Raw genomic sequence first — 15384 nt, forward strand, 5'->3', positions numbered from 1 at the left:
CACGGGTGAAGGCGACACGGGTAAAGGCGACACGGGTAAAGAGGCCGAAGAGCAGCCTCAGGAACGCCAGGCGGTGAGGCGGTCGGCGGCGGTCTCGGCCAGGGAGTCGACCGATGAGCGGATCGAGCCGGCGTTCTCCCAGCCGCTCGTGTCGAGCAGCGTGATCGCGTCTTCCACGCGGATGGCGACGATGTAGGTGATCTGGCGTTCGGCGGCCGGGTCGGGCTCGCCGGTCCCGGCCCGGCCGACGGCCGAGCGCTCGACCATCAGCGACTCGTCGCCGAGCCCCGGGGAGCCGAGAGAGCGGTACTTCGGCGGCGGATCGCCCTCGCCGCCGGCCGGGCATGCGCGGACGGCGGCGCGGAGCTCGTCCAGGAAGTCCCGCGCCCCGCTTCCCCGATAGACGGTGACCGTGTTGTGGACGACGTCGTCCGGCACGTACTCCGCGCCCAGCCCGGGCCGCTTGTAGGTCAGGCGCACCGACGCCCGCACGGCCGCGTCGTCCGTGCTCGGATAGTCGGCGTCGCCGCAGAGGCCGGTGGGATCCCAGATCTCGGTGAGACGCGAGAAGTCCCCGGTGTGGCCGTCGGCCTTGGTGAGCATCGCCCGCGCCGGGATCGACTTCGGCAGCGCGGGCGGCGGGCTGGAGGTGCGGGCCGCCGTCGACGTCGATGTCAGTGTCGAGGGCGGCGGCTTGGCGGGCGGGGACACCGAGACGGACGGTGACGAAGTGGCTGAGGGTGAAGGAGCGATCGGCACGACCGGCCGCTGACTGTTGTCGTCGCCGCCTAGTGCCCACCCCGTGCCGAAGGCGCCGGCGATCAGGACCGCGGCTGCGGTCACCGTGAGTACGCCTCGGCGCACCGCCCGGCGGTCCGACTGGTGACGTACCTCGGCCGCCGGCAGCAGGCGGCCCCGGCCCGCGTCGGCCGACAGGGCCGCGAAGGCCTTCTTCAGCTCATTCGACATCGGTGGCCTCCGGCAGACGGGTGGAAGCGAGGATGCCGGCAAGCTCGGTCCGGCCCCGGTGCAGCCACGACGTGACGGTGCCGACCGCGGCGCCCGTTTCGGCCGCTATCGCCGAGACCGGCAGATCGAACAGATAGTGCAAGGCCACCGCCTGGCGCAGGTTCGGTGAGAGGCGGCGCAGCGCCGCCGTGAGCACCACCGCGTCCTCGCTGGGCGGCGCCACCGGTTCGGGTGGGCCGGCTCGGCGTACGGCCGCACGCCAGCCCGACAGCCGTCGCCAGCGGTCGGTGGCGAGCCGGGCCACGACCAGGCGCAGCCAGCCCTCCGGCGCCGGGTGGGAGGAGACCGTGCGCCAGTTGCGCCAGGCCCGGGTGTACGCCTCCTGCACCACATCCTGCGCCTCGGCGAGGTCACCGGTCATCGCGTAGCCGTAGCGCAGCATCCGCGCCGAGGTTTCCCGGTAGAACTCGTCGAAGCCGTCCGCGTCCCGCATCCGCGCCCTGCTTCCTTCAGAGAGAGCTATGCACCCCTAACGGCCCGCATGCCCAGAATGCTGCAGACGAAAATGGCCGGCACCCCCGAAGGGGTGCCGGCCGTTCGCTGCCGAAGGTCAGACAGCGGGGGTCGGCTGCTCGGCACCGAGCAGGTAGAGCAGGGTGTCGCGGTGCATCTCGGCCACCGGCTCCAGCAGGTCGGGGTGGCGCAGCAGCACGGCCGCGTCACGGTCGCGCTGGTCGGGCTCGATCAGGCGGCGGAACTCGTTCGGGGTGCCGCCGGCGCGGCGGGGGAACGGGAGCGGCCGGTTGTCGGCCAGCGGGACGGCCGCCGCCACCGCGTCGACCGCGCGGCGGGCCAGCGCCGGGTCGGCCAGCAGGCAGGCGGCCCAGCTGACGACGACCTCGTCGACCCACGTGCGCCAGCCCTCCTCCTCGGCCTCCTCGTCCTCGGGCTCGCTGCCGACGCGCCAGTCGAGCACCGCCGAGCCGCCCGGTCCGGCGATCGCGACCAGCGCCGCGTCGACCTCGGTCGGGTATCGCAGCCACGCGGCCACCGTCACGGCCTGCCGGGCCTGAAGCTCGGACAGGGTGTGGGCGATGGTGTCGGGGCTACCGGCGGGGTAGGCCCGGGACAACCAGTGGGTGCTGGCCGCGATGACGGGCGACAGCTCGACAGACGGTCCGGCCACGTGGGGTGCTCCTCCGTTAACGGCGCCGGCACCAGGGCGGTGCGGCGTCACGGGGTACTCCTCGGCGGCCGGAAGGGGCGGTCTGAGCGGGGTGACCGGAGTGGGACCGCTCGGCAACCAACGCACTCCCGACGCAGCCGTACGGGAAATTTGATTTTGCCCGCCGGTAACGTCCCGATGATCAGATTCGGTAAGCATCAACGCGGGGGCGCAACGCCTCGCCTGGATGAGGCGGCCGGACCCGGCTCCGGTAGGTTGAGTCGCATCGGCACGTGACCGTTTGCGGCGCCTCCACAGCGGAGAAGTATGCCCTTACGGCGGTCTTGGTTTCGCCGACCCCGCCCGCGCCCTTCTGACTACGGTGGAGATCATGACCGGTCGTTTTCCCATCGAGGACGTCACGCCCTCGGTGTCCTGTGGCCGCTACCCGGCAAAAGCAGTCGTCGGCGAGCTCGTGCCGGTCTCCGCTGTGTCCTATCGCGAAGGACACCACGCGCTCGGCGTGAACGTGGTATGGCGCGGCCCCGACGGCGAGACGGAGCCGTTCACCCGCATGCGGCCGGGCGAGCCCGGTCTCGACCAGTGGCACGCCACCATCCGTCCCGACCGGGTCGGCCGGTGGACGTTCACCGTGGAGGCGTTCGACGATCCGTACCGGACGTGGCGCGACGCCGTGGTGAAGAAGATCGGCGCCGGGCAGGGCCTGGAGGACCTCGCGAACGACCTGGCCGAGGGCGCCGAGGTGCTCGACCTGGCTACCAAGATCGTCCCGGGTCACGACGAGGACCGGGTCCGCGACGCCGCGGCGGCGCTGCGCGACGAGCAGCGCTCGCTGTTCGCCCGGGTCTCCCCCGCGCTCGACCTGGAGGAGCTGCTCTGGCACAACCCCGTGCGGCAGCTGGTCACGACCACGAGGTCGTACGCCATCTGGGTCGACCGCAAGCGTGCCCTCTACTCCGCCTGGTACGAGTTCTTCCCGCGCTCCGAGGGCGCGGAGATCGGCCCCGAGGCCACGCCGGTCAAGCACGGCACGTTCGCAACCGCGGCCGAGCGCATCCCGGCCGTGGCCGCCCTGGGCTTCAACATCCTCTACCTGCCGCCGATCCACCCGATCGGCAAGGTCAACCGCAAGGGCCGCAACAACACCCTGGTGGCCCGGCCCGAGGACGTCGGCTCGCCGTGGGCCATCGGCTCCGACGAGGGCGGCCACGACGCGATCCACCCGCAGCTCGGCACCCTGGAGGACTTCCGCCGGTTCATCGGCGTGGCCCACGACCACGGCATGGAGGTGGCGATGGACCTGGCGCTGCAGGCCGCGCCCGACCACCCCTGGGTCAAGGAGCACCCCGAGTTCTTCACGACGCGCGCCGACGGCACCATCGCCTTCGCCGAGAACCCGCCCAAGAAGTACCAGGACATCTACCCGCTGAACTGGGACAACGACTACAAGGGCCTGCGCGACGAGGTCTACCGCGTGGTCATGCACTGGGTCGAGAACGGCGTCAAGGTCTTCCGGGTCGACAACCCGCACACCAAGGCGCTGAACTTCTGGCAGTGGCTGATCGCCAAGGTCAAGGAGTCCGACCCGGACGTGCTGTTCCTGGCCGAGGCGTTCACCCGCCCGGCCATGATGAACGGGCTCGGCAAGATCGGCTTCACGCAGTCGTACACGTACTTCACCTGGCGCACCACAGCCTGGGAGATGCGGCAGTACATGGAGCAGCTGCTCACCACGATCGACTGGATGCGGCCCAACTTCTGGCCCAACACCCCCGACATCCTGCACGAGTCGCTCCAGCACGGCGGCCCGCCGATGTTCAAGATCCGCGCGGTGCTGGCCGCCATGCTGACCCCGTCCTGGGGCATGTACTCCGGCTTCGAGCTCTTCGAGCACGTGGCCCGGCCCGGCGCCGAGGAGTACATCGACAACGAGAAGTTCGAGCTCAAGCCGCGCGACTGGGCCGGCGCCGAGCGTTCCGGGCGCTCGCTGGCTCCGTACATCGGCCGCCTGAACCAGATCCGCGACGAGAACCCGGCCCTGCACTGGCTGCGCAACCTGCGCTTCCACGAGATCGACAACAGCAACCTGCTCTGTTTCTCCAAGCGTGACCCCGACACCGGCAACACCGTTCTGGTGGTCGTCACGTTCGACTCGGCGAACGTGCAGTGGGGCAACACCGTGCTGGACATGCCGGCCCTCGGCAAGGACTGGCACGAGCGGTTCACGGTCGTCGACCAGATCACCGGCGCGACCTACGAATGGGGCCAGCACAACGCGGTACGCATCGATCCGTACGTGGAGCCGGCGCACGTCTTCGTCGTACAACCGGCGCAGTAACAAGATTCAAATACCTGCGGGTGGGTAGGTGGGGAACCTGATGGACCAGAAAAACGATCTCGATCTCGAGCAGGCCTCCGATCCGACGGAGGGCAGCCACGTCGAGGACGGCGTGGTCGAGCACCCGTCGGCGGAGGACTTCGGTCACGCGCGGGCGCTGCCGGCCGACCGGACGTGGTTCCAGCGCGCAGTCTTCTACGAGGTCCTGGTCCGGGCGTTCTACGACTCCAGCTCGGACGGCGCCGGCGACCTGCGGGGCCTGATCGAGCGCCTCGACTATCTGCAGTGGCTCGGCGTCGACTGCCTGTGGCTGCCGCCGTTCTACCAGTCGCCGCTGCGCGACGGCGGCTACGACATCAGCGACTTCTACAAGGTGCTGCCGGAGTTCGGCACGGTCGAGGATTTCGTGGCCCTGCTCGAGGCGGCGCACAAGCGCGGCATCCGGGTCATCACCGACCTGGTCATGAACCACACCAGCGACCAGCACCTGTGGTTCCAGGAGTCCCGGCGCGACCCCGACGGGCCGTACGGCGACTTCTACGTCTGGAGCGACACCAGCGACAAGTACAAGGACGCCCGGGTCATCTTCGTCGACACCGAGGAGTCGAACTGGACGTTCGACCCGGTGCGCCGGCAGTTCTTCTGGCACCGGTTCTTCTCGCACCAGCCCGACCTGAACTACGACAACCCGGCCGTGCAGGAGGCGATGCTCGACGTCCTGCGCTTCTGGCTCGACCTCGGCATCGACGGCTTCCGGCTCGACGCGGTGCCCTACCTGTACGAGCGTGAGGGCACCAACGGCGAGAACCTGCCCGAGACCCACGCGTTCCTCAAGCACTGCCGCAAGGTGATCGACGACGAGTTCCCGGGCCGGGTGCTGCTGGCCGAGGCCAACCAGTGGCCGGCCGACGTGGTCGAGTACTTCGGTGATCCGAAGACCGGCGGCGACGAGTGCCACATGGCCTTCCACTTCCCGCTGATGCCGCGCATCTTCATGGCCGTACGGCGGGAATCGCGTTTTCCGATCTCGGAGATCCTGGCCCAGACGCCGTCCATCCCGGACAACTGCCAGTGGGGCATCTTCCTGCGCAACCACGACGAGCTCACGCTCGAGATGGTCACCGACGAAGAGCGCGACTACATGTACTCCGAGTACGCGAAAGACCCGCGGATGAAGGCGAACGTCGGCATCCGGCGCCGCCTCGCCCCGCTGCTGGAGAACGACCGCAACCAGATCGAGCTGTTCACCGCGCTGCTGCTGTCGCTGCCCGGCTCGCCGGTCCTCTACTACGGCGACGAGATCGGCATGGGCGACAACATCTGGCTGGGCGACCGCGACGGCGTCCGTACGCCCATGCAGTGGACCCCGGACCGCAACGCCGGCTTCTCCACGGCCAACCCCGGTCGGCTCTACCTGCCGGCCAACCAGGACCCGGTGTACGGCTATCAGGCGGTCAATGTCGAGGCGCAGCGGGACAGTTCCACCTCGTTGCTGAACTGGACGCGTACGATGCTGGCGGTGCGACGCCGCCACGAAGCGTTCGCCGTCGGCACGTTCCGCGAGTTGGGCGGATCGAACCCGTCGGTGCTGGCGTACCTGCGCGAGGACGGCGACGACGTCGTCCTGTGCGTGAACAACCTGTCGCGCTTCCCGCAACCGATCGAGCTGAACCTGCAGCACTGGAACGGGTACACACCCGTGGAACTGACCGGGCACGTGAACTTCCCGCGCATCGGCCAGCTGCCGTACCTGCTGACGCTCCCCGGGCACGGCTTCTACTGGTTCCAGCTGTGCGGGTCCGAGGAGAAGCAATGACGCTGCCTTTCGCCGAGTGGCTGCCGCAGCAGAGGTGGTACGCCGGTAAAGCCCGCACCTTGTCGTCGGTCAAGGAGGCGTCGTCGACGGCGCTCGACGACAACCTCGACCTGGTGCTGATCGACGTCGAGTACACCGACGGCAGCTCCGAGCGGTACCAGGTGCTGGTGGCCTGGGACTCCGGGCCGATCGTCGAGTACAGCGAGGTCGCCACGATCGGCACGGCCGGCAACCGTACGGGCTACGACGCTCTCTACGACCCGGCGATGGCCCGCCGGCTGCTGGCGCTGATCGCGGCCGGCGGCACCAAGGGCGACGTGATCTTCCAGCCCGAGCCGGGCGCCGACTTCCCGGTCGAGTCGTGGCCGCGGGTCTTCGACGCCGAGCAGAGCAACACCAGCGTCATCTTCGAGCAGGACGCCATCCTCAAGGTGTTCCGCCGGGTCTCGGCCGGCATCAACCCCGACATCGAGCTCAACCGGGTGCTCGGGCGGGTCGGCAACGTCCACGTGGCCAAGCTGCTCGGCTCGTTCGAGACCACCGAGAGCGGCGAGCCCAGCCCGCTGGGCATGGTCACGCAGTACGCGGCGAACTCGGCCGAGGGCTGGGCGATGGCGACGGCGTCGGCCCGTGACCTGTTCGCCGATTCCGAGTACGGCGCCGACGAGGTGGGCGGCGACTTCCAGGGCGAGTCCTACCGCCTCGGTGAGGCCGTCGCCTCCGTACACGCCGATCTGGCCCGCGAGCTCGGCTCCGGCCCCTCGCCGTTCCCGGTCGACGCCATGCTGGCCCGGCTGCGCACCGCGGCCAACTCGGTCTCCGAGATCCAGCAGTACGTCCCGGCGATCGAGAACGAGTTCCGCGGGCTCACCGGCCAGCAGGTCGAGGTGCAGCGCGTACACGGCGACCTGCACCTCGGTCAGGTGCTGCGGGTCCCCGAGGGCTGGCTGCTGATCGACTTCGAGGGTGAGCCCGGCCAGCCGCTCGACGAGCGCCGGCTGCCCGACTCGCCGCTGCGCGACGTGGCCGGTGTGCTGCGCTCGTACGAGTACGCGGCCTACCAACTGCTCGTCGACCAGGACGACGACGAGCCCCTGGCCGCCCGCGCCCGCGAGTGGATCGACCGTAACCGGGCCGCGTTCTGCGACGGTTACGCGCACGCCTCCGGCGTCGACCCGCGCTCGCTCGGGTCGCTGCTGGCGGCGTACGAGCTGGACAAGGCGGTCTACGAGGCCGCGTACGAGGCCCGGCACCGGCCTGGATGGCTGCGGATCCCCCTGCGGTCCATCGCACGGCTCGTCGGCTGATATTTCGACTAAGGAGCTTCCCGTGACCGGCCAGACCGTCTCCTCCTCGCTCGCCGCCGACCAGCGGGCCCTGAACAGCGTGGTGGCGGGCGACACGCACGACCCGCACGCGACGCTCGGCGCCCACCCCGGCGGCGGCAACACGATCATCCGGACCCTGCGCAAGGGGGCGAAGGCGGTCGCCGTGGTCGTCGACGGCGAGCGCACCGAGATGACCAAGGTGCACCCGGACGGCGTCTTCGCCGCCGAGCTGCCGGGCACGGTGCTCGACTACCGGCTGGACGTGGACGGGACGACGGTCGACGACCCGTACCGTCACCTGCCCACCCTGGGCGAGCTCGACCTGCACCTGATCGGCGAGGGCCGGCACGAGAAGCTGTGGAAGGTGCTCGGCGCGCAGCCGCGCGGCACGGGCGTCGGCTTCGCGGTGTGGGCCCCGTCGGCCCGCGGCGTGCAGGTCATCGGCGACTTCGTGGGCTGGGGGCCGTACGACGGCTGGCCCATGCGGTCGCTCGGCAGCAGCGGCGTCTGGGAGGTGTACGTCCCGGAGGCGCACGCCGGCAGCAAGTACAAGTTCAAGATCCTGGGCCGGGACGGTGTGTGGCGCGAGCACGCCGACCCGCTCGCGCAGCACACCGAGGTCCCGCCGGCCACGGCTTCCGTCGTCTATGCCTCTGATTACCAGTGGTCCGACGAGGAATGGATGACCGCGCGAGCCGCCAAGACCTGGCACCAGGAGCCGGCCAGCGTCTATGAGGTGCACCTGGGCTCGTGGCGCCCCGGGCTCTCCTATGTGGAACTCGCCGACGAGCTGACGGCGTACGTCGTCGAAATGGGCTTCACCCACGTGGAGCTCATGCCGGTCATGGAGCACCCCTTCGGGGGGTCCTGGGGCTATCAGGTAACGGGATATTTCGCTCCTACGTCGCGTTTCGGAAATCCCGATGAGTTCCGGCATCTGGTCGACAAGCTGCACCAGGCGGGCATCGGCGTGATTCTCGACTGGGTGCCGGCGCACTTCCCGAAGGACGAGTGGGCCCTCGCCCGCTTCGACGGCACGCCCCTGTATGAGCACGGCGACTGGCGTCGCGGCGAACACCCCGACTGGGGCACGTACGTCTTCGACTTCGGCCGCAAGGAGGTCCGCAACTTCCTGGTGGCCAACGCGCTCTACTGGTGCGAGGAGTTCCACGCCGACGGCCTGCGGGTCGACGCGGTCGCCTCGATGCTCTATCTCGACTACTCGCGCAAGGACGGCGAGTGGACCCCGAACCAGTACGGCGGCCGGGAGAACCTCGACGCGATCAGCTTCCTCCAGGAGATGAACGCGACCGTCTACAAGAACAACCCCGGTGTCATCACGGTCGCCGAGGAGTCGACAGCGTGGCCCGGCGTCACCCGCCCCACCCACCTCGGCGGGCTCGGCTTCGGCTTCAAATGGAACATGGGCTGGATGAACGACACCCTGTCCTACATGGAGCACGAGCCGATCCACCGGCAGTGGCACCACCACCAGATGACCTTCGCGACGGTGTACGCCTGGAGCGAGAACTACATCCTGCCGATCAGCCACGACGAGGTCGTGCACGGCAAGGGCTCGCTGACCGGCAAGATGCCCGGCGACCTGTGGCAGAAACTGGCCAACACGCGCGCCCTGCTCGGCTTCATGTGGGCCTTCACCGGCAAGCAGCTGCTGTTCATGGGCGGCGAGATGGGTGACCTGCGCGAGTGGAGCGAGGAGCGCGGCCTCGACTGGGAGCTGCTCGAGGACCCGCAGTTCGGCGGCATCAAGACCCTGGTGAAAGACCTGAACCACGTCTACCGGGACACGCCGGCCATCTGGTCGCAGGACACCGAGCCGAGCGGCTTCCGCTGGATCACCAGCGAGGACTCGCAGCACAACACGTTCTCGTTCGTCCGGTTCGCGCCCAACGGCGACGCCATGGCCTGCGTGGTGAACTTCGCGGCGGTGCCGCAGGAGGGCTACCGGATCGGCCTGCCCCGGGCGGGCCGCTGGGCCGAGGTCATCAACACCGACAGCGAGTCGTACGGCGGATCGGGCGTGGGCAACCTGGGCGAGGTGCACACCGACGAGCTGCCGTGGCACGGCTTCGACCACTCGGTGTCGCTGCGCGTGCCGCCGCTGGGCGCGGTCTGGCTGCGCCACGAGGCCTAGTCGTCCCGGGTGATCTCCAGCTGGGGGGCGCCGTTCACGCAGCGAAGCTCGACCTCTATCCGGTCGTGGCCGTTGCGGAACTCGCCCTCCCGCTGATCCCGGTCGTGCACGGTGAAGCCCTGGGCGGGCGCCATCGAGATGATGCGGGTGCAGTCGGCGACGACCGTGCCGCCGCGGGTGGTGAAGGTCTGCCCCCCTGCGCGGCTTTCCTCTGATGTCGGGCTTGTCGGACTCGCCGAAGGTGCGGATCCCAGCGCTCGCTCGACGTCGTCCTCGTCGAGCACGGTGGCCGCCCGCTCCGAGGTCAGGCCCGAGCCGACCAGGCCGATGCCGACCACGCCGACCAGCACGGCCAGGATCGCGGCGGCGGTCCAGGCGGCGACGATCACCGGGGTCCGGTCGAGAAAGCGCATGGGGGAACTATGCCCGGCCCCCGGCTAAGCCTGACGCCGCGCAACGCTAAGGGAGGGTTAAGAGCCTCCGTTTTTGTCAGGGGTCCCGGCTAACGTGCAGCAGTGGCCAGACTCCTGCTGATCGAGGACGACCCGGCGATCCGGTCGAACCTGCTGCGCGCCCTGCGCGAGCGCGGCCACGCCGTGGCCGCCTCCCCCACCGCGATGGAGGGCCTGCAGGCCGCCCTGGCCGACCGCCCCGACCTCATCGTGCTCGACCTGGGCCTGCCCGACCTCGACGGCCGTGAGCTGCTGCGCATGCTGCGGGCCATCAGCCAGGTCCCGGTCATCGTGGCCACCGCCCGCGACGAGGAACGCGAGATGGTCCGGCTCCTCGACGCCGGCGCCGACGACTACGTGGTCAAGCCGTTCACCGCGGCCCAGCTCGACGCCCGCGTCCGCGCCGTGCTGCGCCGCTTCTCCCCCGCCGGGGCGCCGTCGGTGCTGGCCGTGGGCGGCCTGCGCATCGACCCGGCGGCCCGCGTGGTCACCCTCGACGGCGCGACGGTCGAGCTCACCCCGCGCGAGTTCGAGCTGCTGCACCACCTGGCCCAGCGGGCCGGTCAGGTCGTCACCAAGCGCGAGCTGCTCACCGAGGTGTGGCAGGTGCCTTACGGCGGAGCCGACAAGACGGTCGACGTCCACCTCTCCTGGCTGCGCCGCAAGCTGGGCGAGACGGCGCAGGAGCCGCGCTACCTGCACACGGTCCGCGGCGTCGGCGTCAAGCTGAGCGGGCCCGCGTGAGGGCCCGGCTGACCCTGCTGGTGGGGGCGACGACGGTGCTGGTGCTGCTGGCCTTCCTGGTGCCGCTGGCGCTGCTGGTGCGCCAGGTGGCGGAGGACAGGGCGATGAGCCGCGCCGACGACGTGCTGCGCACGGTGGTGCCGCTGGCCGGCTCGGGCGACCGCGACGCCATCCGGCTGGCGGTCACGGCCCAGTCGGTCCCGGTGTCGGTGTTCCTGCCCGACAGCAGCGTGCTGGGCGCCGAGACCGAGCGTTCCCCCGCCGTCCGGCTCGCCGCCGCCCGCGGCCAGGCGCTCACGGTGGCCGTCGACGACGGCCGCGAGATCGTGGTTCCGGTCGTCGGCGCCTCCGGCACGACGGTCGTCCGCACGCTGGTCGACGAGGACGACCTGCGCCACGGCGTGGGCCGCGCCTGGCTGACGCTGACCGTTCTGGGCCTCGTCCTGGTCCTGCTGAGCCTGCTGGTGGCCGACCGGCTGGCCCGCGCCATCACGGCACCGATCACCGAGCTCTCGGCCGTCTCGCACCGCCTGGCCCGGGCCGAGCTGACCGTGCGGGCGAGCCCGTCCGGCCCGGCCGAGCTGCGCGAGGTGGCGGGCGCCCTCAACCACTTGGCCGACCGCATCCAGGTCCTGCTGAACACGGAACGCGAACGCATCGCCGACCTGTCCCACCGGGTCCGCACCCCACTGACCGCCCTGCGCCTGGAAACGGAGTCGCTGCGCGACCCCTCGGAGGCGGCCCGGGTCTCCGCCGCCACCGACGAGGTGGCGCGAGCGGTGACGGCCCTGATCCAACAGGCCCGCCGCCGGGACGAACCGTCCGGCCCGGCCCACTGCGACGCCGCGGCGGTGGTCCGGGCCCGGGTGGCGTTCTGGGCCGTCCTGGCCGAGGACACGGGCCGGGCCGTGACCCAGGAGATCCCACCCGGTCCCCTCCCGGTCGCCGTGGCGGCCGAGGAGCTGGGAGCGGCCCTGGACGCCCTGCTCGGCAACGTCTTCGCCCATACCCCGGACGGCACACCCTTCGCGGTACGCCTGTCGCCCCACCCGTCAGGAGCCGAGCTCACCGTGACCGACGGCGGCCCCGGCTTCACTCCCGAGGCGGCCCAGCGCGGCGTCTCAGCCATCGGCTCCACCGGACTGGGCCTCGACATCGCCCGTCAGGTGGCCACCACCTTCGACATCGGCGCCACCCCGGGCGGCGGGGCCACGGTGCGCCTCGAGCTGCCCGCCGCACCCGCGTGAGGCCCGGGCGGCCGGGCCTCACGCGGGTGCTGCGTCAGTCGTCGTCGTTGTCGTCGCGGTCGTCGTCCTGGTCGTCCGTCTCGTGCTGGAGGACCTTGCCGTCGGCCGGGTCGATCTCGACCTCGTGCTCCTTGTCGCCGACGCGAACGTCGACGTCCCAGACCTGACGGTCGTTGTCGTCGTCGTCGAGCTCCACCTCGTGGACCTGCCCGCCCGGCACCGCGCGCAGCGCGATCTCGCGGGCGCCGTTCGCGTCGACGCTCGCGCCGGCCGGCGCGGCGGGGTCAGCTGTGGCGGCGCCGCTCGGGGTGGCGGCGCCGGTTTCTCCTCCGGTCGAGCCGCTCGGAGCGGGGCTGGTGGTGTCGCTCGGCGTGGCCGACGGTGTCTCGGCCAGGGCCACCGCGGCGGTCCGGGCCGGGCTCTCGCCGCCGGTGGCGGCCAGCGCGGTGCCGGCGATGCCCAGGGCCGCCAGGACTCCCACGCTTGCCACCACGACGGTGCGAGTGCTCTTCATCAGTTGACCTCCCAGTCGTTTCGGACTGTCCCACCATCGCGGGAGATCACCTATGGGCACGCTGTGCGGCCGTTAAAGGAGTCCTAAGACCGGTTCACGGGCGGCGCCCAGCCCGGGCGCGGGATCAGGCAGAACGGATGCCCGGCCGGATCGGCGAAAACATGGTCGCCGTCCAGCTGCCGTGCGCCGAGCGCCAGTACGGCCTCGGCCGCCGCCGCCCGGTCGTCGACCATCACGTCCAGGTGCATCTGCTGCGGCACGGCCGGGCCGGGCCACGTCGGCGGCCGCTGGTCGGGCGAGCGCTGGAAGGCGAGCCCGGACGTGGTGGTGTCGGCCGAGACGACCGCGAAGTCCCCGTCGTCGTACGTGACCGGCTGCCCGAGCACGCCGCTCCAGAACCGGGCCGAGGCGCCCGGATCCGGGCAGTCGACGATCAGATGGTGAAGACGACCGACCGGCACGCGGCTCACCTCGTTCAGGGTCAGCGCAGGCGGGAGCCCGCGGTAGGGCTGAGGCGGAGATGCCGCGTCGAGTCTGCCAGGCGGGGAAAGCGTTTCACATGGTCGGCGAGGGCTTCCTCGTCGGCGAAGCGGGCGAGCCAGACGAGAACATGCTCGCCGGTGCGCACCGGAAGGGCCGGAAAGGTGTTCTCGGCGTACTCGGTCGTGAGCACGGCCAAAGGCACGACCCCGAACTCGGCGGCCCGCGCGGCCACCAGCGCGGCGAACGCCTCGTCGAAGGCCCGCCCGCCGAAATAGAGGGTGGCCAGGAAAACAGAACCGGACGAGACCGGGACGGCGGATCCGGCTGAGGCCTCGGGGGCGGCTGGCTCGGGGGCGGTCCGGTCGGCGGGGAAGGCGGGGGCTGCGGTGGCCGGGTGCAGGAGGAGGACGTCGTCGCTGTCGAGCATGGTGGCGTTGGCCTCGGCGCGGTGGAGCTGCCAGGTCGGGCCGGTGTAGAAGGCGGTCAGGGCGGCGGCCCGGGACGGCATGTCGGGGAAGGAGCGGAGCCAGACGAAGCGGTCGGGGTCGTCGAGATCGCGGAACTGGCCGATGACCCGCATGCCGGCGGCTTCCTGGGTGTCGACGAACTCGCGGTCGAAGAGAGTGATCAGGTCGTCGCGGCGGCCGGGATGCAGGGTGTACTGGCGGAGTTCGACGATCATCGGGCCTCCAGGGAGCGGTGCAGGACGTCGGCGATGGAGGTACGGGCCAGGTCGCGGTGAAGGGCCCGCTCGGCGCCGGCGTAGACGTCGCTGAGGACGGGGCGGATGCCGTGACCGACGGGGCATTCGAGGTTGGGCTCGGTGTGGTGCAGCGCGAAGATCGGCGAGCCCTCGACGGCGTCGTGGACGTCGCTCAGGGGAATCTCGCCGGGTGGGCGGGCGAGCTGCCAGCCGGCGCCGGTGCCGTGCCGGACGGTCACCAGCCCGGCCCGGCGGAGGTCACCGAGGCTGCGACGGACGATCACCGGGTTGACGTTGATGCTGGCGGCGACCTCGTCGGAGGTGAGCACGTCGCGCCCGCGCCGGTGCGCCAGCGCCAGCCAGGTCAGCGCGTGCACGGCGATGGTCAAACGGCTGTTCGCGGCCATCGATGCCTCCTCGCTGTAACAGCTTCGGTTACAACGAGGAGGGCGTCAAGCGGTGATCACGCAGAGGGAGAAGAGGGCGGATCGGTAGCCGGCGCGGAAGGGCTCGACGGATCGGCGGGTGGGGAGGCCGGCGTGGTGCCGGGCTGGTCCGGGGTCGGGAAGGGCGGGGACGGCGGAGCGTACGGCGAGGGCGGGCCGAAGGGCACCGGCGGCTGAGGGAAGGGCAGCGAGGCCTGAGGAAAGGCCGGGCCGGGGTAAGTGGGCGCGGGGAAAGCCGAGCCAGGGTAAGTGGGCGCGGGGAAAGCCGGGCTGGGGTACTGGGGTGCCGGGTGGGGCGATGCCGCATAAGCGGCCGGCATGCCGTAGCCGTAGGGCACGGGTGGCCTCGGGATGGTGGGGCGGGCCGAGCGGAAGAAGCGGTTCGAAGGGCCGGCCAGGAGCAGGACCACCGTCACGATGGCGAAGGCCAGGGCCAGGATCAGCGTGGAGAAGCTGATCACCTGGTAGGCGATGCTCCAGCCGGTGGAGTCCAGGGCGTACAGGCGGTCGTAGAACGCCTCTCCGGGGAACGTCTCCGAGTAGTAGTCCGTGTCGTCGGGGAAGGGCTCGTCGGTGAACGGGTCCTCCTCGCCGACGCCGCCCGCGGCCAGGGCGCCGGCGAACAGGAGCAGGCCCGCGCCGCCGAACAGGCAACCGCCGAAGAACAGCGCCACCGGGGCGCCGATGCCGGCGAACGTGAGGATGCGGGCGACGTTGTTGCCCCTTCGTACCAGGAACGCCGTTATGCCGAGCCAGATCGCCAGGATCAGCGCGGGAATCGCCGGGAACAGCGTGTCCGAGACGTTGAACGAGCGCTCGTCGGCCACCGACACCTGGTCGGTGCCGGGGGCCAGGGCGGCCTCGGTGATCAGCCCGTCGTAGTGGACGGCCCGGGCGATGGCCGTGCCGACGAACAGCAGCAGCATCGCGGCCACGGCGAGCTGGAAATAGAAGGCGACCCGGACGGTCGTGGGGAGGGGCTGTGTCACGCGGGCACTGTACG

Annotated in this window: 15 protein-coding genes; 6 read left to right on the forward strand and 9 right to left on the reverse strand. The window is 70.9% G+C overall.

What is annotated here, in order from left to right; translation table 11 throughout:
• Window positions 1-57 precede the first annotated feature (57 nt).
• The 3 genes from ACQP2X_RS32235 to ACQP2X_RS32245 all read right to left on the reverse strand — a co-directional run bounded on the left by ACQP2X_RS32235 (window position 58) and on the right by ACQP2X_RS32245 (window position 2155).
• A complete protein-coding gene (locus tag ACQP2X_RS32235) occupies window positions 58-969 on the reverse strand; it encodes a hypothetical protein (RefSeq protein ID WP_498688324.1) in 912 nt (303 codons plus the stop codon).
• The gene (locus tag ACQP2X_RS32240; protein ID WP_498688325.1) at window positions 959-1462 is read right to left on the reverse strand and encodes a SigE family RNA polymerase sigma factor; all 504 of its coding nucleotides are present in this window, start codon (window positions 1460-1462) and stop codon (window positions 959-961) included. Before ACQP2X_RS32240 ends, ACQP2X_RS32235 begins: the two co-directional genes overlap by 11 nt.
• Window positions 1463-1579: 117 nt before the next feature.
• Window positions 1580-2155, reverse strand: a complete 576-nt coding sequence (locus tag ACQP2X_RS32245; protein WP_498688326.1) for a hypothetical protein — start codon at window positions 2153-2155, stop codon at window positions 1580-1582.
• Between the two features lie 370 nt (window positions 2156-2525).
• Here ACQP2X_RS32245 and ACQP2X_RS32250 point away from each other — a divergent pair, with 370 nt between their 5' ends.
• The 4 genes from ACQP2X_RS32250 to glgB all read left to right on the forward strand — a co-directional run bounded on the left by ACQP2X_RS32250 (window position 2526) and on the right by glgB (window position 9792).
• A complete protein-coding gene (locus tag ACQP2X_RS32250) occupies window positions 2526-4493 on the forward strand; it encodes an alpha-1,4-glucan--maltose-1-phosphate maltosyltransferase (RefSeq protein ID WP_498688328.1) in 1968 nt (655 codons plus the stop codon).
• A 40-nt stretch (window positions 4494-4533) separates the two neighbouring features.
• Window positions 4534-6309, forward strand: a complete 1776-nt coding sequence (gene treS / locus ACQP2X_RS32255) for a maltose alpha-D-glucosyltransferase (protein WP_498688330.1) — start codon at window positions 4534-4536, stop codon at window positions 6307-6309.
• On the forward strand, window positions 6306-7616 hold the full coding sequence (locus tag ACQP2X_RS32260) for a maltokinase N-terminal cap-like domain-containing protein (protein WP_498688333.1): 1311 nt from the start codon (window positions 6306-6308) through the stop codon (window positions 7614-7616). The genes treS and ACQP2X_RS32260 overlap by 4 nt, the downstream gene beginning before the upstream one ends.
• Before the next feature lie 70 nt (window positions 7617-7686).
• Window positions 7687-9792 carry a 1,4-alpha-glucan branching protein GlgB gene (glgB, locus tag ACQP2X_RS32265; RefSeq protein ID WP_498701087.1) on the forward strand — a complete coding sequence of 702 codons (2106 nt, stop codon included), beginning with the start codon at window positions 7687-7689 and terminating at the stop codon, window positions 9790-9792.
• Here glgB and ACQP2X_RS32270 read toward each other — a convergent pair.
• Window positions 9789-10205, reverse strand: coding sequence for a hypothetical protein (locus ACQP2X_RS32270; RefSeq protein ID WP_498688335.1), 417 nt, complete (start codon window positions 10203-10205; stop codon window positions 9789-9791). The genes glgB and ACQP2X_RS32270 overlap by 4 nt on opposite strands.
• A gap of 102 nt (window positions 10206-10307) precedes the next feature.
• Between ACQP2X_RS32270 and ACQP2X_RS32275 the strand changes: the two genes are divergently transcribed.
• Both ACQP2X_RS32275 and ACQP2X_RS32280 read left to right on the forward strand, forming a co-directional pair.
• Window positions 10308-10988, forward strand: coding sequence for a response regulator transcription factor (locus ACQP2X_RS32275; RefSeq protein WP_498688337.1), 681 nt, complete (start codon window positions 10308-10310; stop codon window positions 10986-10988).
• On the forward strand, window positions 10985-12235 hold the full coding sequence (locus tag ACQP2X_RS32280) for a HAMP domain-containing sensor histidine kinase (protein WP_498688339.1): 1251 nt from the start codon (window positions 10985-10987) through the stop codon (window positions 12233-12235). The genes ACQP2X_RS32275 and ACQP2X_RS32280 overlap by 4 nt, the downstream gene beginning before the upstream one ends.
• A gap of 34 nt (window positions 12236-12269) precedes the next feature.
• Here ACQP2X_RS32280 and ACQP2X_RS32285 read toward each other — a convergent pair whose 3' ends face one another.
• The 5 genes from ACQP2X_RS32285 to ACQP2X_RS32305 all read right to left on the reverse strand — a co-directional run bounded on the left by ACQP2X_RS32285 (window position 12270) and on the right by ACQP2X_RS32305 (window position 15370).
• Window positions 12270-12749, reverse strand: a complete 480-nt coding sequence (locus tag ACQP2X_RS32285; RefSeq protein ID WP_498688340.1) for a PepSY domain-containing protein — start codon at window positions 12747-12749, stop codon at window positions 12270-12272.
• An 83-nt stretch (window positions 12750-12832) separates the two neighbouring features.
• Window positions 12833-13219, reverse strand: coding sequence for a VOC family protein (locus ACQP2X_RS32290; RefSeq protein WP_498688341.1), 387 nt, complete (start codon window positions 13217-13219; stop codon window positions 12833-12835).
• An 11-nt stretch (window positions 13220-13230) separates the two neighbouring features.
• Window positions 13231-13914, reverse strand: a complete 684-nt coding sequence (locus ACQP2X_RS32295; protein ID WP_498688342.1) for an NIPSNAP family protein — start codon at window positions 13912-13914, stop codon at window positions 13231-13233.
• Entirely contained in the window at window positions 13911-14342 is a 432-nt protein-coding gene (locus tag ACQP2X_RS32300; RefSeq protein WP_498688344.1) for an Rrf2 family transcriptional regulator, read from the reverse strand. The genes ACQP2X_RS32295 and ACQP2X_RS32300 overlap by 4 nt, the downstream gene beginning before the upstream one ends.
• 56 nt (window positions 14343-14398) lie before the next feature.
• Window positions 14399-15370, reverse strand: a complete 972-nt coding sequence (locus tag ACQP2X_RS32305; protein ID WP_498688346.1) for a hypothetical protein — start codon at window positions 15368-15370, stop codon at window positions 14399-14401.
• Between the last annotated feature and the right edge of the window lie 14 nt (window positions 15371-15384).

The sequence above is a fragment of the Actinoplanes sp. CA-131856 genome (genome assembly GCF_050956135.1).
In the GTDB taxonomy this organism is placed as follows: domain Bacteria; phylum Actinomycetota; class Actinomycetes; order Mycobacteriales; family Micromonosporaceae; genus Actinoplanes.